Origin of the sequence: Alkalibacterium putridalgicola (genome assembly GCF_900109825.1) — a bacterium.
Taxonomy (GTDB): domain Bacteria; phylum Bacillota; class Bacilli; order Lactobacillales; family Carnobacteriaceae_A; genus Alkalibacterium; species Alkalibacterium putridalgicola.
In genome coordinates this window covers 1-21,738 of sequence record NZ_FOBL01000036.1, presented here as the reverse complement: position 1 = coordinate 21,738, position 21,738 = coordinate 1, and the positions used below count along the sequence as shown (strand labels likewise).

Genomic DNA, 21,738 nt, shown 5'->3' with positions numbered 1-21,738 from the left:
ATGAAGCAATGCGGATGGAGGGACTTGAACCCCCACGCCGTGAAGCGCTAGATCCTAAATCTAGTGCGTCTGCCAATTCCGCCACATCCGCATATATAAAGGTTTAACTTTATATATATGAGCCGTGCTGGGCTCGAACCAGCGACCCTCTGATTAAAAGTCAGATGCTCTACCAACTGAGCTAACGGCTCTAAAGGCAATGGAGGTTAACGGGCTCGAACCGCTGACCCTCTGCTTGTAAGGCAGATGCTCTCCCAACTGAGCTAAACCTCCGAATATACTGCATAGCAATGTCCTGCTTTCACAAAGGGAAACCCTTCACTATCCTCGGCGCTGAGAAGCTTAACTACTGTGTTCGAAATGGAAACAGGTGGGTCCTTCTCGCCATTATCACTATACATTATATTTTTTGAATTGCTGAAACAATTACTGCAGCAACTCTTATATCATACAAAGATATTCCTTCTTTGTCAACTATATTTTTAATATTTTTAAAAATAATCGACAAAGAAGGTGTTATCTTATGGTTTTCTTATTTAATTTCCCCAGTGTCTACTTATAAACCCGGCTCTCCCGGAACCTACACTATACCTTTTGTAATGAGCTGATTCTTTCTTGTAATAATCCTGATGATAATCTTCAGCCGGATAGAACGGTTCGGCTTCTTCTATCTGAGTGAGGATCGGATCATCAAATTTTCCGCTTTGTTCTAATTCTCTTTTTGATTCTTCAGCCACTTCTTTTTGATGCGTATTCAAATAGAAAATAACCGGTCTATAGGAGTCGCCTCTGTCCGCAAACTGCCCGCCCGCATCGGTTGGGTCTGTTTGTCGCCAGTAAATTTCTACCAGTTCCCTGTAAGAGATCTTGTCCGGATCATAAACGATTTCCACCGCTTCCGTATGACCTGTCCGCCCACTGGTCACTTGCCGGTAGGTAGGATTTTCAACATGTCCGCCTGTGTAGCCTGAAGTGATCGAAAGGATACCTGGTAATGAATCAAAAGGCTGGACCATACACCAGAAACAACCACCCGCGAATATTGCTCTTTGTTCATTAACCATTTACATTCTCCTTTACTGCTGTTCCTTGAGTTGACTTAACGGATTTCGGTAACGCCACCCATATACGGTACGAGAGCTTCCGGTATTTTGATGCTGCCGTCAGCCTGCTGATAGTTTTCCATGATGGCTGCAACTGTTCGACCTACAGCCAATCCCGAGCCGTTCAAGGTGTGTACATATTCTATTTTACCATCTGATTCTTTTCTGTATCTAATCATAGCTCTTCGCGCCTGGAAATCTTCTGTGTTTGAACATGAGCTGATTTCTCTATAGGTGTCCTGAGCCGGGATCCAAACTTCCAGATCATAGGTTTTCGCTGCTGCAAAGCCGGTATCACCTGTCGCAAGCAGGACGACGCGGTAAGGAAGGCCCAGCTTCTGCAGAATGGCTTCGGCGTTATTAGTCATTTTCTCCAGTTCATCGTAAGAATCTTCCGGCTTGGCAAATTTGACCATCTCCACTTTGTTGAACTGATGCAGACGGATGAGCCCGCGTGTGTCTCTGCCGGCACTGCCTGCTTCAGAACGGAATGAAGGGGATAGAGCTGTAAAGTATTTCGGCAGGTCTTTCTCTTCAAGGATCTCTTTCTGATAGTAGTTCGTCAAAGGCACTTCTGCTGTCGGGATCAGTGTCAGCGGGTGATTTTTGATTTGGAATACATCTTCCTTGAATTTAGGGAACTGACCTGTTCCGTATAAGGCATTATCATTTGCCAGATAAGGCGGGATGATTTCTTCATAGCCGTGTTCCGTCGTATGCATATCCAGCATGAAGTTATACAGCGCTCTCTCTAAGCGAGCACCCAATCCTTTATAGTAAAGGAAGCGGCTGCGGGCCACTTTCGCACCGCGTTCAAAGTCCAGGATACCTAAGTCTGCACCTAAGTCCCAGTGCGGTTTCGGCTCGAAGTCAAACGCATTCGGTTCGCCCCATTTGCGTACTTCCACATTGGATTCTTCATCTTCACCGACAGGGAGTGAGGAATGGGGAAGGTTCGGCAAGCCAGCTGCTATCTCATTGACTTGTTCTTCCAGTTTCTCCAGATCGGCATCGATCGTTTTTATCTGCCCGCCGACTTCCTGCATGGCCGCTATCGTCTCTGATGCATCTTCTTTATTACGTTTCTTTTCAGCGATCTGTGCAGAAACATCGTTGCGGTGTTTTTTTAATTTTTCGGATTCTTGGATGAGCTCTCTTCTTTTTTCGTCTAACGCTTTCAGGTTATCCAATTCTTCCGCTGCCACGCCTCGCGTCTGCAGGCGTTTTTTAGTTGTTTCAAAGTCATTGCGGATACGTTTGATATCTATCATGTCTTCTCCTTCTTTCCTGTTTTGAATGTTTGCGGGTATTAAAAAAGCAGCCCTTTGATCCCAAAGTAAGGGACGAAAGGACTGCTTCTCGCGGTACCACCCTGATTCAGAAAAACAGCTCACTGCCTTCCTGCACTCTCAAGGATAACGGTCCGGGCCGAAATAATTTAGGCAGTATCGCTTCATTATTTAATGTCGAACGACGGATTCCAGGATAAACAAGATCAGTTTACACCATCCACTGACTCTCTATGCTTGCTTCGTCCTCTACTAGTTCGTTCATCTGTTGTTTATTTAACTGTACTTACATTTTACCTTACTTCGTTCTAAAAGGTCAACACTTATGTCACGGATCAGAAGCGGTCTCTCAGACTGCCAAAGAAATCTTTGACCAGGTTCGAGAACACGGTAAAGAAACCTGCGCGTTCAACAGAATCTGCTGCAGCCACGGGTATTGAATTCTGAGCTTCTGAATCCAGGAAGTCTATACCCTCCTGGTCGTCCAGGATCAATTCACCTAAGATCGTTCCAGCTTCTACCGGCGCTTCCAGTTCGCCGTTTTGATTCAATAATTCTTCGTTTGGTTCGAACGTATAACTGATCGCATCTTTGTTTCTTGTATCAGGCAGATAATACTCCAGTGCTTCGGTCGTTTTTAGAGCAACATCTTCCTCCAAGCCGTTTTTAACAGGTAGCGGTGTGACATCCATCAGCACGACATCTCCTTCGACAAGGGTAGTATACTCCCATTCACCGAAGCCATAATCGAACAGTTTCGCTGTTTCTTCAAAACGCTGCGAACGGTTGGTGAAACCGTCCCCTGCGCCCATAACGACTGAGACCAGACGATGTCCGTCAGTTTCCGCCGTTCCAGTAAATGTCGCACCGGCAAAAGCTGTTGTCCCCGTCTTCAGGCCGTCTACGCCTGTTCGCTCATGCGCGAGTCCTTCCAGCATCCAGTTCCAGTTTCTCATGGAAATAGCATCTTCCGTACCTTCTCTGAATGTTTTCACTGGGATGCTGGACGTTTCAAGAACTTCCGGATAATCTTCCAGTAATTTCATCGCTACCTTGGCAATACCTTTAGCTGGCATGGCATTCTCTGCATCCTCATCACTGCCTGGGTAATGGTTCCCGTTCAGGTAGCTGTTGTTCAGACCTGTTGTATTATAAATTTCATAATCCTCGATCCCCCATGACTCAACCAGAGAGCGCATGCGATCGACGAAGGCTGATTCGGCCCCTTCTATTTCTTCCGCTAAAGCGATCGTCGCTCCATTGGCGGAGTAGATAGCTAAGGCTTCATATAATTCTTTGACTGTGTAGGTACCGCCCGCATGTAAAGGCACATTAGACAAAGCGTAATCCTGACTGATGCTATATGCGTAATCGCTGATCGTCACTTCCGCGTCCCAGGATAGGTTCCCGGCTTCGATCTCTTGAAACAGGATGTATTCGACCAGCATTTTAGTCATCGAAGCGATACCCTTTGCCTCATCGGCATCCTGCTCATGAAGGATCTGGCCTGTCTTAAAGTCCACGAGCAGAGATGCGTCTGCATCGATATCTATTTCATGTTCGTCAGCAAAGGCCGTTGTGCCTGTCATAAATATGGGGAAAGCCAGAGAAGCACTCATGGCTAGTTTCAGTAATCGGGTCATTTTTGTTTTTATCATTATAATTAACTCCTATATCAGATTCATAGATTCTGTTTCCACTTGTTATCAGCAGCGAACACTTTCATTTCACCATGTCTTATAGTACGCTACCGTTATAAAAAACACAACCGTCTTCACGGAGTTTTCATATTTCCGACACCGGCATGTCATCTGACCACACAAAAAAAGTGCAACAGGAAGTTCTGCAGCTTCCGTCGCACTTTTCATTAGTGACTTATCTCTTTAACTGGATGGGTCCTCATTGCCGGATTCAAGTTTTCTGTTTGCGATATCTTTTAAATTTTCCTCTTCTTCTTCACTGATATCGCCGTTCTGTCTGGATTGTCTGAACTGCTTGATCAGATCTTTTACTTCTTCTGTATCTGCATTGATGATCCTGTCTCTGAAAACATCAAATTTAACACTCATTGAAAAAGCCTCCTTTAGGTTCTGTGCTGCTACACTTTAACCCTATAAGAACAGCTCGTTTTTTTCAACTGATACAGCTTGCGGTCAGGGTTGTATCCCCTCTCTGTGTTTTTAAAAAAAGCGAAACAGATTTGATCTGCTTCGCCCCTTTCAGAAGTCATTATTCATCGGAAGAACGACATCAAAGACCGTCCATCCCTCTTCAACACGCGCCGTGATCGTGCCGTGATGAAGTTCAACGATGCTTTGAGCAATTGCCAGCCCCAATCCTGTCCCTGCAGTTTCTTGTGAGCGGGAGGTTTCAGCCCGGTAGAAACGCTCAAACAATTGTTCAATCGCTTCCTTCGGTAATGTCTCTCCATTATTTTTTACGGAAACAATGACATTACTTCCTTCTTTTCGCACTTTTATCTGCACTAAAGTCCCGCCTTTGCCGTATTTCAGCGCATTCGAGAGAAGATTGTGGAAGACACGGACGACTTTCTCCGTATCAGCCCGCATCATGATTTGTTTCTGAGAAGAAGAGATCTGGATGTCTCTCCCTTTTTTCTGAGCTTCCAGTTCAAAATCGATCGCCACTTGCTCAAGCAGCTGGATCATATCAAACGTCACAAACTCCAGCGGAACAGCTGTCTGCCTGACCGTGGTGTATTCAAACAGGTCATCAACAAGGACTTTCATCTGCTTGGCTTTTTCATAAGCGGTGTGGACATATTTTTTTGCCTGTTCTTCTGAACCGTACCGGTTTTCTTCTATTAAACCGAGATATCCTATGATCGACGTCAGCGGTGTTCTAATATCATGGCTGACATTAGTGACCAGCTCATCCTTGCTTTGTTCGATACGCCGTTCTTCTTCCATAGCTTCAACGGTAGAATCGACCAGCACGTGGATGCTTTCGACGACTTTGCCGATGTCTCCGCTGTAAGATCCACGGATACGGTGGTCGTAATTTCCCTGGGCGATATAATGAAGTTCTTTGATGATATGTTTCAGTTCATATTGACGGTAGCGTCTTTTCAGTCGCCAGTAAATGGCTACTGCTGCGATTAGCGTCAGGAACAGGAAGACCAGCGGTGTCAGTCCCCATAGTTCCTGATTGCCGATATCTTCAACCACATTACCAAAAAACCAGAATTCATCAAAAACGTCCTGAAAGGTTACGACGAACCAGCGGAAGATTTCATAAACTGCAAAGTAGCAGAGGAAAATGATCCCGGCTGTCACCACAGCTTCAAAAGCGAGACGCCACCGTTCTTTTCTCGTCAGCTGCATCGTACCATCCTCTCTTGTCAGCTTTCTATTTTATATCCGACGCCCCAGACCGTTTTAACGATGCTCTCTCCGCCTGTGGCTTTTTCGATTTTATCACGCAGATGGCTAACATGGACCATAACCGTCTTTGCAGGAACGAGACTCTCCTGTTTCCAGACTTTTTCAAAAATATCATCTGCACTGAAAACACGATTAGGATTCGTAGCAAGCAGGTATAATATGCCGAACTCCAAAGCCGTCAACTGAATAGCTACGCCATCCACCGTTTCCACCTGATGCTGGTCTTTCCGAATGATCAGCGGACCGATCTCCAGTTCGCCGGAGTCGTTCTGACCGGCACCGTAAGTACTTCTTCTGATCAGGGACTTCACTCTAGCCAGGACTTCCAGCGGATTGAACGGTTTGACGACGTAATCATCTGCCCCGTTGGTCAGTCCTCTGATCTTATCGATGTCAGCCGTTTTTGCACTCAGCATCAATACTGGCAGCGCTGAGGTTTTTCTGATTTCCTTGACCACTTCCAGCCCGCTTTTTTTAGGCATCATGACATCCAGGATCAGGCAGTCGATATCCAGTTTCTGTATTTTATCGATAACTTCCTGTCCATCGTATGCTTTTTCAACGTCAAACCCTTCATTATTTATATAAATTTCAAGCAGATCGCAGATCTCTTTATCATCATCAGCAACTAATATACGCATGCATGCGTCCCTCCTTAGTCTCTTCCTTTCCATTTTATCATGGATAGCCTGCAGGAATACTAAAGTTTTTATAAAGAAAAAGCGGGGCGGAATACCTCCCATTTTTCTTTATGACCCGTCAACTGATCGTTTCTTTATCCAGATAATAAGTGTGATCTCCATCTTCAAACTTGCCTTTAGATATGATTTTCTCTTTTTCTTTTACTGAAGACAGGGACTTATACGCGACTACCTTCCTTTTTTCATCAAGGGAGATTTCCGCTATCTCGATTCCTTTGTCTTCAAAAACGTATTCATATGTTTTGGCTTTTTCTTGTTCATGTGGTCGTCGCTTGAACCCCAGCGTGAAAACGCTCCGGATCATACTTTTCCAATCGATTTTAGGCACTCGATAGCCCTGCGCACTCTTATTTGTGTGATTTGTCATGACTATAAACTTCTTTCTATTATTATTCTCCAAGGTTATTCGAATTGTACAGGAAAGGAGGTCAGTTAAAAACCCAACTCAGAACGAATTGGGTTTTCTTCTTATTCTACTACTGGATAAGCATAAAAGACAAAGCGTTCTGGAGCATTACCTAAATAGTCAAAAGGGTAACACGTAGAGACCACAAGGACCTCTTCGCCCATCTTTCCGACGACGGTCGTATCATCGGCATCCACGATTTCTGTATCTTTGATTTCATAGGTGTAGTCCCCATAAGGCATCTCCACCACAAACGTGTCGCCAAGATCCAGTTCTGCAAAGTTCTTGAACACAGTGTCCCGATGACCGGAAAAGACGATCTGTTCTCCCTGGCCCGGCAGGACCGTACTCTTCATATGTCCGACACCTTTGTCTAAAGCATCCGGATCGGTCCCTTCCACGACGCCGATACTTCTTTCCAGCTTAGGAACATGCAGGATGCCAAAGGCTTCGTACATCTCTGGCGAAAAGTTAAGGATCTCCTTTTCACGATCAGGAGAGTCAGCCTCGGCACTCTCATCGCGGAGCTTTTCGATCGCTGTTTCCGCCTGTTCTATGGTAACGGACTGCATTTGATCCTGCTCATACAAAGAATAGCCAAACCAGCCGAGAAAAGCTAAACCGACAATAATAAAAACATTCGCTAACGCTTTCATTTTAACCCTCCCATCATGAAAAATTGAAAAGCGAAGAGAGTAGACTCTTCGCTTTTCTCTGTTCTTCTATATTACCTTATTTTCGCTTGCGTATAAAGCGAAGTCCAACACCCGATAGCAGACCTGTCAGCCCCAGCAGGCCGATAGTCCACGTTGCAGTAGCTGTCTGAGGCAGTTTTTCTCCCTCTTCATCTTCTGCATCTGTATCTTTGTCTTTGTCTTCGTCTTTATCTTCATCTACTACTTTATCTGTATCCTTGTCTTCGTCTTGATCAGAGTCATCATCTGTATCTGATTCGTCTTCTGTATCTGTTTCATCCTCTGTATCTGTTTCGTCTTCTTCGTCGACAGGCGTTCCTGGATCCTCATCTTCATCCGGATCGACAGGTTCCTCTCCGATTTCATCAAGGTCATTGACGAGAGTCAGGAAGCCGAATACTGAAGGATCCTGGAATCCTTGTCCAGCCATATCGTTCCATGTTGCTGCGGAAACTCGTGAACCTTCTTCTCCATCATTCACCTGCAGGTCGAAACCTAATGTGTGGCCGGATTGAGGTGTCACATCTTTCCATGGAATAGCCATTTCCACCATATAACCACCATCTGTTACACGTGCTTCTGACATGAACCCTTCACTGTAAGCAGCAGGGTTGAAGCTTGCTTCGTTTTCATAGTTGACGCGATATTGACCGACGCCATCGACATATGTTGATGCTTCTTCTCCTGTTTCGTTGACGAATACTTCCACAGAATCCTGTTCCCATGGATTCTCTGCACTGATGTCCAGGTCGCCGTCTGAAACTTCTACAAGGACATAAAGATTGTTTTCATCCCATAGTACGCGGCCCAGTCCTGTGGCACCCTGCCAGGCACTTTGATAGCGGCTGACATCCAGTTCCGGTGCATTTTCCCAGATTTCATCTGTTACACCATTGATTTCCGGTGTGCCATAAAGAGCATAGTCGCTGTTTGCTACAACTTCTTCCTCTTCATAGTCTGCCAGGAAGCCTTCCGGATCCACGACGGCATAATAAGCCTGCTTGGCAGTCAGTGTATCGTTGAACAGCAATGGAGAACGGTCAGAACGCCAGCTGTTTGTATCGTTCAATCCCCAGAATGTAACACGGGAGATGTGATCGGAATATTCATCATAGATCTGGAACAGGCTTGCATAGAGATAGGCTTGACGTTCAAGCTCTGATTCGATCGTTTCATTTGGTGTCAGTGTCGTTACATCCAGTTCTGTCACACCGATTTCTATATCCAGCTCGATAAAGCGTTCAATAGATAGACGGACATTTTCAGGATTTGTATTGGCATTATAGTGTGCCTGCATGCCTACGCCGGAAATCAGCTTGCGTGTATCATCCGGGTTTTCGTCAGCATACTGTTCATTGATCTCTTTGATCATTGAATACATAGCAATGGCTTTTGACTGCTGATCATCGTTGTAGTCATTGTAGAACAGGACGAGGTCTTCACGGCCCAGTTCATCTGCCACTTCACGGGCATATTTAAAGGCTTCATAAATGTAGTCGTCGCCGATAGCTCTCAGCCAGCCGGAATCGCGCAGCTGTCCACGCCAGTCCTCAGGATTGCTCCAGTCACCGTCAAGTGCTTCGTTCACGACATCCCAGCTGATTATACCGTCGCCATAGACAGCATCATAATTTTCCATCGCATTACGGATATGCGCCTGCATATTGCTCAGCGCTTCGTCTCTGGATAACGGCGTGCCGTCTTCCTGGGAATGCAGACGTTCTGGTGACTGCTGATGCCAGACAAGAACGTGTCCGTGCAGCAGCAAGCCTTCTTCGGCTACGCGTTCAACCAGTTCATTGGATCCGGTGAAATCGAAACTGCCGTCGTCACCATAGGCATAACTCGGTTTCATTGCATTTTCTGCAGTAACGAGGTTATGGTGATGATTCAATAGATCCAGTCTCGGACCTTCCAGGTCGCCCATCGATATCGCATTCCCGATAAGGAAATCATCCTCGTATACTTCTTTGATCTGAGCCAGGTCCAGCTGGACATCGATTTCTTCCGAGTCAAGCTCCTGGAAATCAATATCGTCGATATAGAAGTCGACAAGACCGTTGGCTGTTTCTACATAGATCGTTACGAAACCGCCGCCTAAAGAAGCGTAGCGGTATGTGCCTTCCAATTGAACCCAGCCGTCAGCTGCACTGATGGATGCAGAGTCGATCGTGTTGTAACTTGCCGCATCACCTTCAGCTACTTGGGTAGACAGACGAAACTCGGTTGCTGTTTCAGCATCTGTTTTCACCCATGCCGAAACCTGATATTCCTGTCCGGAATTGATGTAGTTTTCGACTCTTAAAGCAGGACCATTCCAAGCCATGTCTCGGTTTGATGTGAATAAGCTGTGTGAGCCAGCGTCTGTATGGTTTTCTGCTTCTGTGACTTCTACGATTTCATTGTCGCCACGTGGTCCAAATTCATTTGTGGTATTATCTTCAAAATCAATAAATGAAAACTCTTCTGCTTCAGGAGCGTCCGGATCCGGTGTTGCATCAGGTTCTTCTTCCACGGGTGTCTGATCCGGGTTCCATTCGATTGCGATTTCTGTAATATAGAAAGGTACTTCTGCTCCCTCATCGTTGGACTGGACTCTGAAGTTCTCATACGCTGCATTGTCCCAAGTAAAGGAATGTTCCAAGGTGAATTCTTCTCCTGCTGTAAAATCAGCAGCGGTGAAGAACGGGTAATCGTCATCCGGCGACTGCAGGAAGGCCTGAGCCCCTTCAGGCACACTGACATCTGCATCTACGTAACCATTGACAGTTACTTCATAAGTATAACCAAGTTCCATCCCTGCTGCTTCAAACGGGATATCGACACCATTCCAGTTTGCTGTGCGGTCAGAGACATAAAGTGCACCCTGTCCATTGTTGAAATCTGCTTGACGTTCAACTGCAGCACCGGCCGACTGAGTGATGCCGTTACTGAATGTTTCGCGGTATAAGGTGTCCAGTTCTTCATCCGGAGCAGGCGTTTCGTCTGCAGCTGCTTCAGTCGTAATTGTAATGTCTGTAACTGCGAATTCCATTCCGATGCCACTATCGTTCGTCTTGATTCTGAATGCTTCGTCACCTTCTGCAATGGCTGCATAATCCGCTTGAAGTTCAAATGTTTCTCCTGCGACTGCAGGCACATTATCCAACCAGGTATACCCATTTACAGTTTCAAGCGTGACCTCGGCCCCTACGGGAATCTCTTCATCTGCCGAGATGTATCCTTGAACAGTAACGGTATAAGTTACTCCATCTTCCACTCCGATCGCATCGAAAGGAAGATCGATCCCGTCATAAGCATTGGCTCTTTCTGTCACCCACACTCCTGAATGGACATCTCCAGCGGCAGTAGCGATATCGTCTGCCCGGGTCAGTACTGAATTGCCAGCCTGGATAGCTAAGTTATCCGGGAAATTACCTTCTTCAAAATCATTGGAATAAACGACGTCCGTTTGGGCAGTCACTTCACTGTTATCTGCTTCCTGAGCCACGACCGAAGTTGTTGTTCCGACAATGGGTGCAAGCAGCATGGCACTTGCCAAACCGTTGAACACTTTTAATTTCAAGCTGTTTTCCATATATTTCCTCCTTGTAATTAGGTAAGCGAGCTGTCATCAACCTTTTATGTAATGAGAGACTGATCATCATCAACTGCAATACCATCTATCAGATACTTCTGTCCCTCCTCGCACACCATATAGCGATGCATTAAAACGCTTACGTATATACTACTTTTATAATAAAGCGTTTACAATAGTTAATTTGTTTAAAAAACAAATTAACATGAAAATGACATGTAACCCCGGTTATCGTAATACATTTGTAACAAAACACAATCATTTAAGTTAGTTTGTTTACAAAAAGAAGAGATACTCAGTCGAGTACCTCTTCTTTGCTTATGATTTCTTCGATTTTAGTCAGCGAATAGACGCCCGTTAGTCTGGCCGAAAGGTTCCCTTTATAAAAGACAAGAACAGTCGGGGTGGAACGGATCCCAAAAGCCTCTGTCCAGTCGGGATGATTCTGTGTGTTGATGTCGCCAATAAGGACAGCATCTCTGTATTTCTCATCGATCTGTTCCAGGACACGGGACTGCACTTTACAGGGACCACAAAAATCGGACCAGAAGTGGAGCAGAAGCGGTTGAGGCGACTTCAGCATATCTGAAAAATTCTTTTCGGTTACAGTGACTTTCATTATTATTCCCTTCTTAATCGATCAATGGGAGGATCGGTCTTCTTTTTTCTTTACGGTGATGCCAGAGCCCAGATACACTTCATTTTCACTATCCGGGTTTCTTTTCACGGTAAAGTGATCAGGGACTTTATCCACGCCACCCTTAACGAAGGGGTTGCATCTCAGGATCCTCGATGTACTCATGACCGTTCCTTTTATCGCCCCATGTTTTTCCAAAGCTTCTACAGTATAATGTGAGCAAGTCGGGTAATAGCGGCAGCTAGGCGGGAACAATGGCGAAATAAGCTTCTGATAAAATTTAACGAGAGCTAGTAGAAAAGTTTTCACGATGTTAACTCCTTTATATTTCTTACTCTGGTAGTATAGCAAAAAAACTTACTTTTAGAAAGCTCTCTTCCTCACCGACGCGTCCGTAACAACACAGACATGAAAACCTTCAGTTTTTTACTTAATGAAGGTTTTTATAGAAAGAAAAACACTCTGCCAATCGATTGCATTGTTATAGCAACAACTTCCTAGTGGATCATTGTATCACCTGGTCGCTATACAGCTATTGAGACCACTTCCTGAAGAATCACGGCATAAACTGGTCACTATACGGCTATTGAGACCACTTTCTGAAGAATCACGATATAAACTGGTCGCAATACGGCTATTGAAACCACTTCCTGAAGAATCACGGCATAAACTGGTCACTATACCTCCACAGATTTCACTTCTAGTGACCGGACGGCGGCGCTGCTATTTGGATCACCTTTATAAAAAGTATTCGAAAACGTTAAAGGAGCTGAGACTTCTGTCCCAGCTCCTTTTGATCATTTAGTTAAGCTTCTGCGATGATATCGTCTACTGTACGCGTAACATAACGGGCATCTTTGATCTTAGTGAATTGCTTGATGCCTTCCACCTCGAACATGTCCTGACCGATGATTTGCTCCATCGCTGTCTGAACGACCAGCGGATCAAGATTTTCCACCGGCTGATCGATACCGATCACCTTTATTTTGCCTTCACCAGTTTCAAAGCGCAGTTCTAATCGTTTTGCCATATCGTTTCCTCCTCATTCTCTTATCTATTATCTTCTATATTATGTCATTAAAATGTGTAACGGTATTCTTCCACCACTGCTGCATAAGATACGGGCAGGTCATTCACCGTACTCAGTGCTTGGGTAAATGCTGTTACCTGTTCATCAGTCAACCCCTGCAGTGCGCCATTGAAACGACGTCGAATGTATTTCTCATTTACAGCGTCTTCTAAAAATAAATCCACCTTGCTTCCATCCCATTCTTTTTGCATATCTTTTCCTCCTCTATTTTTTTGTAAGGTGATCACTGCTTACACCTTTAATAACGGAATGACTTTAAAAAGTGTTACCTTTTTTTAAATTTTTTTCATTTTTATCAATAATTTATCTTTTCAGCAGAACACGAATCCTCTTTTCGCACTCCTTTCTAAAAATCATTGTTATATCAGCGTTTATTGGCGGTCATAGATAAAAGCATCGACATAACCCACTCAATAATCGAGAGAAAAAAAGCTCTTTTTTCAAACATACAGCGTTCTCTCATTGTATTATTTGAAAAATTTCATTTGTTTTAAAGATGATTTTAATATAAAATTATGATTAGTTATTTTTTAGGCTTATATTTGAGAGGAGAAAGATGATGAAAGTTAAAAAGAAATCCCATATTCTTATTGGGCTGATGTTCCTGTTGACACTCGCATCGAGTTTGCTGGTTCCGGAAAAACCGGCCGAGGCAGCAGAACAGTCAGATCCTTATATAATTGCGACGGATGTGACCTTCGCGCCCTTTGAGTATCAGAATGAAGACGGTGAATATATCGGCATAGATATCGAACTGCTCGCTGCCATAGCTGAAGACCAGGGCTTTGAGTATGAACTCAGACCCATGAATTTCAGTGCCGGTCTGCAGGCTTTGGAGGGGAATCAGGTCGATGGCATGATAGCCGCCATGAGCATCACGCCGGAGCGGGAAAATTCCTTTGATTTCTCTGAACCTTATATCGATGCTGGACCTGTGCTGGCCGTTCATGAGGATAATGATGAGATCACTTCTTACGATGATTTAGACGGAAAAACACTGGCCGTGAAAATCGGAACGACTGGGGCGCAGTTCGCTGATGAACTCGCTGAAGACTACGATATCACGATCAACCAGTTTGAAGATTCCGCCAACATGTACGAAGACGTTGCGGCCGGGCAAGCAGATGCGGCTGTGGAAGACTATCCCGTTATGGCCTATGCCATCCAGCAAGGGCTGCCGCTGAAACTGCCTACTGAATCCGAAGAAGGCTACCCTGTAGGTTTTGCCGTCAATGAAGACCAGAATCAGGAACTGCTTGAAATGTTCAATGCCGGTCTAACTAATATAAAAGAAAACGGCACGTATGACGAGATCATGGACACCTATCTCATCAGTTCAGAGAATACTGAAGAAGAAGGTGCAGAAGAGACTGCAGCACAGATGGATCCTTATATCATTGCTACAGACGTTACCTTCGCACCTTTTGAGTATCAGAACGATGACAATGAATATATCGGTATAGATATCGATCTTCTCGCTGCTATCGCTGAAGATCAGGGCTTCACTTATGAACTCAGACCCATGAACTTCAGTGCCGGTCTACAGGCTTTGGAGACAAACCAAGTCGACGGCATGATAGCCGCCATGAGTATCACGCCTGAGCGGGAAGAGTCCTTCGACTTTTCCGAACCGTATATCGATGCCGGACCTGTGCTGGCGGTTCACGAGGACAATGACGAGATCACGTCTTATGAGGATCTAGACGGAAAAACATTGGCTGTTAAAGTCGGAACCACCGGCGCTCAGTTCGCTGATGAGCTCGCCGAAGAGTACGATATAACGATCAACCAGTTTGAAGATTCCGCCAACATGTATGAAGATGTTGCGGCCGGACAAGCGGATGCGGCTGTCGAAGATTATCCGGTTATGGCTTACGCTATCCAGCAGGGGCTGCCGCTGAAACTGCCTACCCAACCAGAAGAAGGTTATCCGATCGGTTTTGCTGTAAATGAAGGACAAAATCAGGAACTGCTTGAGATGTTCAATGCTGGTCTGGTCAATGTAATGGAAGACAGCACATATGACGAGATCATGGATACCTACCTGATCAGTCCGGAAGATGCTGAAGTTGCAGAAGATACTGGCATATTCTCATTACTGTCATCCAATTTCGATGCATTGATGGCTGGACTTGGACGAACGCTTCTCCTGACTCTGGTCTCTTTCGCTATTTCTTTAGTTGCGGGAACCATTTTCGGTCTCTTCAGTGCTACAAAGAACCGAGCACTTAACCTGATCGCCAATATCTACGTGACGGTCCTGCGTGGTATCCCACTTATCGTCCTGGCATTCTTTATGTATTTCTCTGTGCCTCAGTTGTTTGATATTCAGCTTACAGCTTTCATGGCCGGGATCATTACGTTAAGTTTAAATACCACTGCTTATATTTCAGAACAAGTCAGGGGTGGGATCGCCGCCGTTCCGATCGGCCAGCTGGAAGCAGCACGAAGCCTCGGCTTGCCGTACCGACAATCCATGCAGAAAGTCGTTCTGCCACAGGCGATCAAGATCATGATCCCTTCATTGATCAACCAGCTCGTCATCACGCTTAAAGATACATCGATCCTTTCTGTTATCGGCATCGTTGAACTGACTCAGTCAGGGCGTATCATCATTGCACGTTCTTATCAGTCCGGAGCCATGTGGATCATTGTCGGCCTGATTTATCTGATCATCATTACGCTGCTAACTAAACTCTCCAACTTGATAGAAAGGAGTCTCATGAATGACTAAACTAAAAACAGAAAACCTGCACAAAAGTTTCGGCAAGCTCGAAGTACTGAAAGGTCTGGATCTTGAAGTCCAGGAAGGCGAAGTCGTTGTTATCATCGGACCATCCGGCTCGGGAAAAAGTACGTATTTAAGATGTATGAACTTGCTGGAAGATGTCAATGACGGAAAAGTGATCGTTGATGATTACGATTTGACCGACCCAAGTCAGAACATTAATAAAGTGAGAGAAAATATCGGGATGGTTTTTCAGCAGTTTAATCTGTTCCCACATTTGACTGTGATGGAGAATATCCTGCTCGCACCAAGAAAACTTAAAAACATGTCGAAAAGCGAAGGACGTAAACTAGGAATGTCGCTGCTGGAAAGTGTGGGGATGGAAGACAAAGCCGATGCTTATCCGAACTCTTTATCCGGTGGACAGAAGCAGCGTGCAGCTATTGCACGGGCTTTGGCAATGGACCCGGATATCCTCCTTTTTGATGAACCGACGAGTGCTTTGGACCCCGAGATGGTCGGTGATGTTCTTGAGGTCATGCAGAATCTGGCCAAAGAGGGCATGACGATGGTCGTGGTCACCCACGAGATGGGATTCGCCAGAGAAGTGGCCGACCGGGTCGTCTTCATGGATGACGGAAACATCGTGGAAATCGGACCGCCTTCTCAAGTGTTTGAACATCCAAAAAACGAACGGACAAAAAACTTCTTAGATAAAATACTGTAAGAAATGTCGAGAGCCCACCAAGGATCAATCCCTGGTGGGCTCTTTTTGCTCTTTTCAATCGTTCTCTATGATCAGCATATTCCGGTCATCAAACTGCCAGTCTGCGGCATAGGCCAGTTCCCAGTAATACCCATCAGGATCTCTGAAATAGCCACTGTAGCCACCCAATAAACAGGCTGTGGATCTTTAACCACATCTCCACCCGCTTCTTCGACCCGTTTCATCATATCATCCACTTCTCTTTCGGACTTCATATTGCAGGCAAAGGTGATGCCCGAAAAACTTCCTCTGGATTTTTCTGGTGGATCATCTGGATCGATATCTTTCTGCAGTTCATTTAAAGGAAACAGTTCCAGTTTACTTCCTTCATTATCAAAAAAGACGATTGGCGGGCTTTCGCTGGTCTCAGGGGTCTGAAACCCTATGGCTTTGTAAAAGGTCAGCGAACGGGACATATCTTCCACTCCGACAGTGACTAAGTTTATCCGATTCATTTTATTCCCTCCCATTTTTGATTTCTTCATAACAGATACAATCCTTTACATGATCATTGACCATACCGCTTGCCTGCATGAATGCATAGCAGATCGTCGGACCCACAAACTTGAACCCGTCTTTCTTTAATTGTCTGCTCATGCGCTGACTCCTATCTGTCTGAGTCGGGATGTCATCAAGGGTCGATCTGGCATTCTGAATCGGCAGGCCGTCGACGAACTGCCAGAGATAATCGGAAAAGGACTGGCCATTTTGTGTTATTTCCAGATATGCCCGGGCATTTGTCACAACAGATCTGATTTTCAGCTTGTTACGGATAATTTTTTCATTCTGTATCAATTCCTGAATTTTTTCTTCATTATATTGACTAATTAATCCGGGGTCGAATTGGTCGAAAGCCTCCCGGTAACCTTCTCTTTTTTTTAGTACGGTCAGCCAGCTTAATCCAGCTTGTGCGCCTTCCAGACACAAGAGTTCGAAGAGTTTCCGGTCATCATATAGAGGTCTGCCCCATTCCTGATCGTGATACACTTCATACTGATGGTCCTCCGTTACCCATCCACACCGTTTCATCTTATAACCCCATCCTTTCTCTCTTCATTATAATAAACTTTTTCAAAAATACCTATTTTGGCCTCTCACAACGTTCTTCTGTCAATCTGCAATGGAACACATCCTCTTCTAACGATCATTCAACCAAACAGTCTACACTATCAGATGATTTATACTGGTCACCTATGTTGCGGAGCTATCCCTAACGTATAGGATAAGTGTCACCTTTTTGCACAGTCCTTTCAATAGTAGCCAGCACCTCATCGTCGATTTCAAGATCAAGCTTGATCTCCATACACGTTCACAGTGATCAGCACTCCTTACATTTACAGAACATTAAAATATCACTCATAATTCAAGACACGCCAGATCAAGTGATGTGTCTTTCAAAAAAATAATATGGATCTTTGATAAAAAAGAAGGATATGCAGCATAGAACAAAATGCTCAACAGAGTCATTCCTCTTATACCACTTCTTTATTTTCACAAAGTTTATTACGGATGAAACCGTTTTGTCACTGTTTTGTCATTTTTAAACAAATTCTTAGAATAGCGTTTTAAAAGGATACGTAACCGCAAACATTTTGCATGAAAACATCATAGCAGGGTCAATCGTTTTACTGTTGTTCTCATGATTGGTATAATTAATATTGTGCAAAGGACGCCGATAACGTTTGTTTTTAATTTGTTTCGTACTTTTCATTTCCATACACACGTTATCCGTTCAATGATTGAAGAGCAAAATTAAGAAAAAACTATTTTAAGGAGGCTGTAAATCTTTGGCAACTAAAGTTGAAATTCAAAATTTATATAAGATTTTTGGCAAGAAAGAAAAACAAGCTTTAGAGCTGGCCAAGAAAGGTCATTCAAAAGAAGAAATTCTTGAGAAGACAGGCGCCACTGTAGGTGTCAACTCAGCAAGTTTCAAAGTAGAAGAAGGCGAGATTTTTGTTATCATGGGACTTTCCGGTAGTGGTAAATCGACGCTTGTGCGTATGCTCAACCGTCTGATTGAACCGACTGCAGGAGATATACTGATCGATGGTGAAAATGTTTCTCAAATGAATAAAGACGAGTTACGAAAAGTTCGTCGTGAAAAATTATCTATGGTGTTCCAGAACTTCGGACTGTTCCCTCACCGTACCATTCTCGAAAACACAGAATACGGATTAGAGGTACAGGGCGTAGATAAGGAAACACGTCAGAAAAAAGCTGAAGCAGCACTTGATAATGCCGGACTTCTTCCATATAAGGATCAGAAGCCTAACCAGTTATCCGGTGGGATGCAGCAGCGTGTCGGCTTGGCACGTGCTTTAGCAAATGATCCGGAAGTATTACTCATGGATGAAGCATTCTCAGCACTTGACCCGCTTATCCGTCGTGATATGCAGGACGAACTGCTTGAAATGCAGGAGAAAATGCACAAAACGATCATCTTCATTACGCACGATTTAAATGAATCACTGCGTATCGGTGACCGCATCGCCATCATGAAAGATGGGGAAGTCGTTCAGGTCGGTACGGGTGAAGAGATCTTAACCAATCCTGCTAACGACTACGTGGAACGTTTCGTCGAAGACGTTGACCGTTCTAAAGTCCTGACGGCAGAAAATATTATGATCCGTCCTCAGACTCTGCGTGCCAATAAACAAGGACCAAGAGTCGCTGCACAACAAATGAAAGCTGAAGGCTTGTCAAGTATGCTGGTCATCGATGACCAGCATCAGTTGAAAGGGTATGTCACAGATAAGGATGTCCTGGCTGCTGTTAAATCGAACATTCGAAACTTCGACAGTATTCTGCGTACAGATATTCCTAGAGTGGCTAAAGACACCTTGATCGGTGACTTATATGATATAATCTACGATTCAGACACACCTGTCGCCGTCGTAGATGAAAACAACAGACTAGAGGGTATCGTTATCCGTAGTTTAGTTATCGGTGCCTTAGCTAAAGAAAGAGAGGAGGAATCTAATAATGGAGAATAGTATTTTAGATGTCATCCCAGAAATTCCAGTAGCCGATTGGATGGCCAATTTCATCGATTGGCTGACAGATAACCTTTCATGGCTCTTCGATGCTTTACGTGACAGTGGTGACTGGGTCATGGACTCAATGACTGAGTTACTGCTTCTGGTTCCGCCGGTCGTCTTTATCATCCTGCTTACTGCACTGGCCTTTTTCGCAGGCAGCAAAAAGTGGGGCCTGCCGACCTTTACGGTGCTCGGCTTGATCTACATTTACAACCAGGGATTATGGGAACCATTGATGTTTACCATTACACTGGTTATTGTAGCCAGTCTACTATCCATCATTATTGGGGTGCCCCTCGGCATACTCATGGCTAAGAGCGAGATAGCGAACTTTATCATCACGCCTATTCTTGACTTCATGCAGACCATGCCGGCGTTCGTTTACCTGATTCCAGCTGTTGCATTCTTCGGGATCGGTATGGTGCCTGGTGTATTCTCAGCTGTCATCTTTGCTCTGCCACCGACTGTTCGTTTCACGAACCTTGGTATCAGACAAGTATCTGATGAAATGGTGGAAGCCGCTCAGTCATTCGGTAGTACAGGCTCTCAGCAGTTATTCAAGGTTGAGCTGCCATTAGCTAAAGCAACGATCATGGCTGGTATCAACCAGACCGTATTGCTTGCCTTGTCAATGGTCGTTATCGCCTCAATGATCGGTGCACCTGGACTAGGTGAACGTGTCATCAACGCCTTACAGCGTGCTCAAGTCGGACCTGGCTTTGTTGCAGGATTCGCTTTAGTTGTTCTGGCTATCATCTTAGACAGAACGCTTCAAGGCTTTAATAAAGACTAATCGTATCAAACAAATTTAACGAGATTTAATAAAATTAAAAGGGGTTTTTATTTTGACAAACACATGGAAAAAATTAGGTTTAACAACATTATCTGCATCAGCATTATTCTTGGCAGCATGTTCAGATGACGCTGATACAACAGAAGACACAACCGAAGATACAGCGGATGGATCTTTAAGTGGTGAAGTCGAACTTGCTTACGTTTCCTGGGATTCAGAAATTGCTTCAACCAATGTCATTGGTCAAGTACTGCAAGACGTTGGTTATGACGTCAACTTAGTCGCTTTAGATAATGCCATCATGTGGGAAGCTGTTGCTAACGATGAAGCTGATGCTATGGTATCAGCCTGGTTGCCTGGTACACACGCACCACAATTTGAAAATTATTCCGACGATATGGTTCACTTAGGACCTAACTTGGAAGGCGCAAAAATCGGATTAGTTGTTCCAGAATATATGGACGTCGATTCCATCGCCGACTTAACTGATCAAGCAGATCAGACGATCACAGGTATCGAAGCCGGTGCCGGTGTTGTAGCTGCTGCTGAACAAGCAACAGAAGATTATGATAACTTATCAGACTGGAATGTTCAGACATCTTCATCTGGTGCAATGGTCACTCAGTTAGCTGATGCCTATGAAAGTGAAGAAGACATCATCGTAACTGGCTGGTCTCCACACTGGAAATTCCAGTCTTACGATCTGAAATACCTTGAAGATCCAGAAGGTTCTTTCGGTGGCGAAGAAACCATTGATACATTCGTACGTGAAGGTCTGGAAGAAGACATGCCTGAAGCTTACGAAATCTTAGATAACTTCCAATGGGAAGCTTCTGATATGGAATCTGTCATGTTAGAAATCCAAGATGGTGTTGACCCTGAAGAAGCTGCTCAGAACTGGATTGAAAACAATCAGGATAAAGTTTCTGAATGGACAGAAGGCGTAGTAGAATAAATCATAGTTAATGAAAAGACTGGGACCCGTGTCCCAGTCTTTTTTTTACATTTAAAGTTTTTTTCTCAATCAACTCCTGTGTCCTTGTAGACACTACCAAATAATCAAGTTAGGAATCTGTTCAGAAGATATCCATTCACTGATCTGCTCCTTTATAGATATTGCGACTAGTTCTGGTATCTCTATCCTCAAAAACTTGTTCTAATATCGATATTGCGACTAGTTCTGGTACCTCTATCCTCAAAAACTTGTTCTAATATAAGTATTGCGACTAGTTCTGGTATCTCCATCTTCAAAAACCTGTTCTAATATCGATATTGCGACTAGTTCTGGTATCTCCATCCTCAAAAACTTGTTCTAATATCGATATTGCGACTAGTTCTGGTATCTCCATCCTCAAAAACTTGTTCTAATATAAGAATTGTGACTAGTTCTGCAGTCTACTCCTCAGAAAGTGGTCATTATACCGGTGAAAGTAATTTTAGATCATCTATAAAATCAGTGCATACAACGATTCTTAAAATGAAAAAGGCGCGGATCAGCATCCGCGCCT

At 44.4% G+C, this 21,738-nt stretch carries 20 protein-coding genes, 3 tRNA genes, 1 rRNA gene and 1 other annotated feature; of the genes, 5 read left to right on the top strand and 19 right to left on the bottom strand.

The annotated features are described in order from the left end of the window. Positions 1 to 9 precede the first annotated feature (9 nt). The 17 genes from BMX84_RS10500 to BMX84_RS10420 all read right to left on the bottom strand — a co-directional run bounded on the left by BMX84_RS10500 (position 10) and on the right by BMX84_RS10420 (position 13,093). Positions 10 to 91, bottom strand: a tRNA-Leu gene (locus BMX84_RS10500). A gap of 27 nt (positions 92 to 118) precedes the next feature. Continuing rightward, positions 119 to 191 (bottom strand) — tRNA-Lys (locus BMX84_RS10495). A gap of 9 nt (positions 192 to 200) precedes the next feature. Next, a tRNA-Val gene (locus BMX84_RS10490) sits at positions 201 to 273 on the bottom strand. Positions 274 to 282: 9 nt separating this feature from the next. Then, positions 283 to 398: ribosomal RNA gene (gene rrf / locus BMX84_RS10485) — 5S ribosomal RNA — on the bottom strand. A gap of 138 nt (positions 399 to 536) precedes the next feature. After that, positions 537 to 1,064, bottom strand: a complete 528-nt coding sequence (gene msrA / locus BMX84_RS10480) for a peptide-methionine (S)-S-oxide reductase MsrA (protein ID WP_091489508.1) — start codon at positions 1,062 to 1,064, stop codon at positions 537 to 539. A gap of 35 nt (positions 1,065 to 1,099) precedes the next feature. Further along, positions 1,100 to 2,374 carry a serine--tRNA ligase gene (serS, locus tag BMX84_RS10475; RefSeq protein ID WP_091489506.1) on the bottom strand — a complete coding sequence of 425 codons (1,275 nt, stop codon included), beginning with the start codon at positions 2,372 to 2,374 and terminating at the stop codon, positions 1,100 to 1,102. Between the two features lie 65 nt (positions 2,375 to 2,439). After that, positions 2,440 to 2,662: a binding site (T-box leader), on the bottom strand. Between the two features lie 65 nt (positions 2,663 to 2,727). Then, on the bottom strand, positions 2,728 to 4,050 hold the full coding sequence (locus tag BMX84_RS10470; protein ID WP_091489505.1) for a serine hydrolase: 1,323 nt from the start codon (positions 4,048 to 4,050) through the stop codon (positions 2,728 to 2,730). A 225-nt stretch (positions 4,051 to 4,275) separates the two neighbouring features. Beyond that, a complete protein-coding gene (locus BMX84_RS10465; RefSeq protein WP_091489503.1) occupies positions 4,276 to 4,461 on the bottom strand; it encodes a hypothetical protein in 186 nt (61 codons plus the stop codon). Positions 4,462 to 4,611: 150 nt separating this feature from the next. After that, a complete protein-coding gene (locus BMX84_RS10460) occupies positions 4,612 to 5,736 on the bottom strand; it encodes a sensor histidine kinase (protein ID WP_091489502.1) in 1,125 nt (374 codons plus the stop codon). 17 nt (positions 5,737 to 5,753) lie between these two features. Further along, entirely contained in the window at positions 5,754 to 6,437 is a 684-nt protein-coding gene (locus BMX84_RS10455; protein ID WP_091489501.1) for a response regulator transcription factor, read from the bottom strand. Positions 6,438 to 6,555: 118 nt separating this feature from the next. After that, on the bottom strand, positions 6,556 to 6,864 hold the full coding sequence (locus BMX84_RS10450; protein ID WP_091489499.1) for a hypothetical protein: 309 nt from the start codon (positions 6,862 to 6,864) through the stop codon (positions 6,556 to 6,558). Between the two features lie 101 nt (positions 6,865 to 6,965). Continuing rightward, positions 6,966 to 7,559, bottom strand: coding sequence for a class D sortase (locus BMX84_RS10445; protein ID WP_091489497.1), 594 nt, complete (start codon positions 7,557 to 7,559; stop codon positions 6,966 to 6,968). A gap of 76 nt (positions 7,560 to 7,635) precedes the next feature. Beyond that, a complete protein-coding gene (locus tag BMX84_RS10440) occupies positions 7,636 to 11,175 on the bottom strand; it encodes an endo-1,4-beta-xylanase (RefSeq protein ID WP_091489495.1) in 3,540 nt (1,179 codons plus the stop codon). Between the two features lie 295 nt (positions 11,176 to 11,470). Beyond that, positions 11,471 to 11,794, bottom strand: coding sequence for a thioredoxin family protein (locus BMX84_RS10435; RefSeq protein ID WP_091489493.1), 324 nt, complete (start codon positions 11,792 to 11,794; stop codon positions 11,471 to 11,473). Between the two features lie 21 nt (positions 11,795 to 11,815). Then, a complete protein-coding gene (gene yidD / locus BMX84_RS10430) occupies positions 11,816 to 12,121 on the bottom strand; it encodes a membrane protein insertion efficiency factor YidD (protein ID WP_091489492.1) in 306 nt (101 codons plus the stop codon). A gap of 496 nt (positions 12,122 to 12,617) precedes the next feature. Continuing rightward, complete coding sequence (locus tag BMX84_RS10425) at positions 12,618 to 12,842, bottom strand: DUF2922 domain-containing protein (protein WP_091489490.1); 225 nt, start codon at positions 12,840 to 12,842, stop codon at positions 12,618 to 12,620. Between the two features lie 47 nt (positions 12,843 to 12,889). After that, positions 12,890 to 13,093 (bottom strand): DUF1659 domain-containing protein, encoded by a 204-nt coding sequence (locus BMX84_RS10420; RefSeq protein ID WP_091489489.1) that lies wholly within the window; start codon positions 13,091 to 13,093, stop codon positions 12,890 to 12,892. 365 nt (positions 13,094 to 13,458) lie between these two features. On the opposite strand from BMX84_RS10420, the gene BMX84_RS10415 reads away from it, so the two are divergent. Continuing rightward, positions 13,459 to 15,636, top strand: coding sequence for an amino acid ABC transporter substrate-binding protein/permease (locus tag BMX84_RS10415; RefSeq protein WP_246119141.1), 2,178 nt, complete (start codon positions 13,459 to 13,461; stop codon positions 15,634 to 15,636). Continuing rightward, positions 15,629 to 16,357, top strand: a complete 729-nt coding sequence (locus tag BMX84_RS10410) for an amino acid ABC transporter ATP-binding protein (RefSeq protein ID WP_091489487.1) — start codon at positions 15,629 to 15,631, stop codon at positions 16,355 to 16,357. The genes BMX84_RS10415 and BMX84_RS10410 overlap by 8 nt, the downstream gene beginning before the upstream one ends. Positions 16,358 to 16,428: 71 nt before the next feature. Here the strand turns inward: BMX84_RS10410 and BMX84_RS10405 are convergent, their stop codons facing one another. Both BMX84_RS10405 and BMX84_RS10400 read right to left on the bottom strand, forming a co-directional pair. Further along, positions 16,429 to 16,851, bottom strand: a complete 423-nt coding sequence (locus tag BMX84_RS10405; protein WP_246119140.1) for a VOC family protein — start codon at positions 16,849 to 16,851, stop codon at positions 16,429 to 16,431. A gap of 1 nt (position 16,852) precedes the next feature. After that, on the bottom strand, positions 16,853 to 17,425 hold the full coding sequence (locus tag BMX84_RS10400; RefSeq protein WP_091489485.1) for a DNA-3-methyladenine glycosylase I: 573 nt from the start codon (positions 17,423 to 17,425) through the stop codon (positions 16,853 to 16,855). Positions 17,426 to 18,183: 758 nt separating this feature from the next. Here BMX84_RS10400 and BMX84_RS10395 point away from each other — a divergent pair. The 3 genes from BMX84_RS10395 to BMX84_RS12875 are packed head-to-tail and all read left to right on the top strand — an operon-like array spanning position 18,184 to position 21,185. Further along, the gene (locus tag BMX84_RS10395) at positions 18,184 to 19,392 is read left to right on the top strand and encodes a quaternary amine ABC transporter ATP-binding protein (RefSeq protein WP_091489483.1); all 1,209 of its coding nucleotides are present in this window, start codon (positions 18,184 to 18,186) and stop codon (positions 19,390 to 19,392) included. After that, positions 19,382 to 20,230, top strand: a complete 849-nt coding sequence (locus BMX84_RS12880) for an ABC transporter permease (protein ID WP_091489481.1) — start codon at positions 19,382 to 19,384, stop codon at positions 20,228 to 20,230. Before BMX84_RS10395 ends, BMX84_RS12880 begins: the two co-directional genes overlap by 11 nt. 52 nt (positions 20,231 to 20,282) lie before the next feature. After that, positions 20,283 to 21,185 carry a glycine betaine ABC transporter substrate-binding protein gene (locus BMX84_RS12875; RefSeq protein ID WP_371860973.1) on the top strand — a complete coding sequence of 301 codons (903 nt, stop codon included), beginning with the start codon at positions 20,283 to 20,285 and terminating at the stop codon, positions 21,183 to 21,185. The last annotated feature ends 553 nt before the right edge of the window (positions 21,186 to 21,738 follow it).

Bases quoted from the DNA above. Each gene is read 5' to 3' on its own strand.
- msrA (WP_091489508.1), bottom strand. From the start codon at position 1,064: ATGGTTAATGAACAAAGAGCAATATTCGCGGGTGGTTGTTTCTGGTGT.
- serS (WP_091489506.1), bottom strand. From the start codon at position 2,374: ATGATAGATATCAAACGTATCCGCAATGACTTTGAAACAACTAAAAAA.
- BMX84_RS10470 (WP_091489505.1), bottom strand. From the start codon at position 4,050: ATGATAAAAACAAAAATGACCCGATTACTGAAACTAGCCATGAGTGCT.
- BMX84_RS10465 (WP_091489503.1), bottom strand. From the start codon at position 4,461: ATGAGTGTTAAATTTGATGTTTTCAGAGACAGGATCATCAATGCAGAT.
- BMX84_RS10460 (WP_091489502.1), bottom strand. From the start codon at position 5,736: ATGCAGCTGACGAGAAAAGAACGGTGGCGTCTCGCTTTTGAAGCTGTG.
- BMX84_RS10455 (WP_091489501.1), bottom strand. From the start codon at position 6,437: ATGCGTATATTAGTTGCTGATGATGATAAAGAGATCTGCGATCTGCTT.
- BMX84_RS10450 (WP_091489499.1), bottom strand. From the start codon at position 6,864: ATGACAAATCACACAAATAAGAGTGCGCAGGGCTATCGAGTGCCTAAA.
- BMX84_RS10445 (WP_091489497.1), bottom strand. From the start codon at position 7,559: ATGAAAGCGTTAGCGAATGTTTTTATTATTGTCGGTTTAGCTTTTCTC.
- BMX84_RS10440 (WP_091489495.1), bottom strand. From the start codon at position 11,175: ATGGAAAACAGCTTGAAATTAAAAGTGTTCAACGGTTTGGCAAGTGCC.
- BMX84_RS10435 (WP_091489493.1), bottom strand. From the start codon at position 11,794: ATGAAAGTCACTGTAACCGAAAAGAATTTTTCAGATATGCTGAAGTCG.
- BMX84_RS10425 (WP_091489490.1), bottom strand. From the start codon at position 12,842: ATGGCAAAACGATTAGAACTGCGCTTTGAAACTGGTGAAGGCAAAATA.
- BMX84_RS10420 (WP_091489489.1), bottom strand. From the start codon at position 13,093: ATGCAAAAAGAATGGGATGGAAGCAAGGTGGATTTATTTTTAGAAGAC.
- BMX84_RS10415 (WP_246119141.1), top strand. From the start codon at position 13,459: ATGATGAAAGTTAAAAAGAAATCCCATATTCTTATTGGGCTGATGTTC.
- BMX84_RS10410 (WP_091489487.1), top strand. From the start codon at position 15,629: ATGACTAAACTAAAAACAGAAAACCTGCACAAAAGTTTCGGCAAGCTC.
- BMX84_RS10405 (WP_246119140.1), bottom strand. From the start codon at position 16,851: ATGAATCGGATAAACTTAGTCACTGTCGGAGTGGAAGATATGTCCCGT.
- BMX84_RS10400 (WP_091489485.1), bottom strand. From the start codon at position 17,425: ATGAAACGGTGTGGATGGGTAACGGAGGACCATCAGTATGAAGTGTAT.
- BMX84_RS12880 (WP_091489481.1), top strand. From the start codon at position 19,382: ATGGAGAATAGTATTTTAGATGTCATCCCAGAAATTCCAGTAGCCGAT.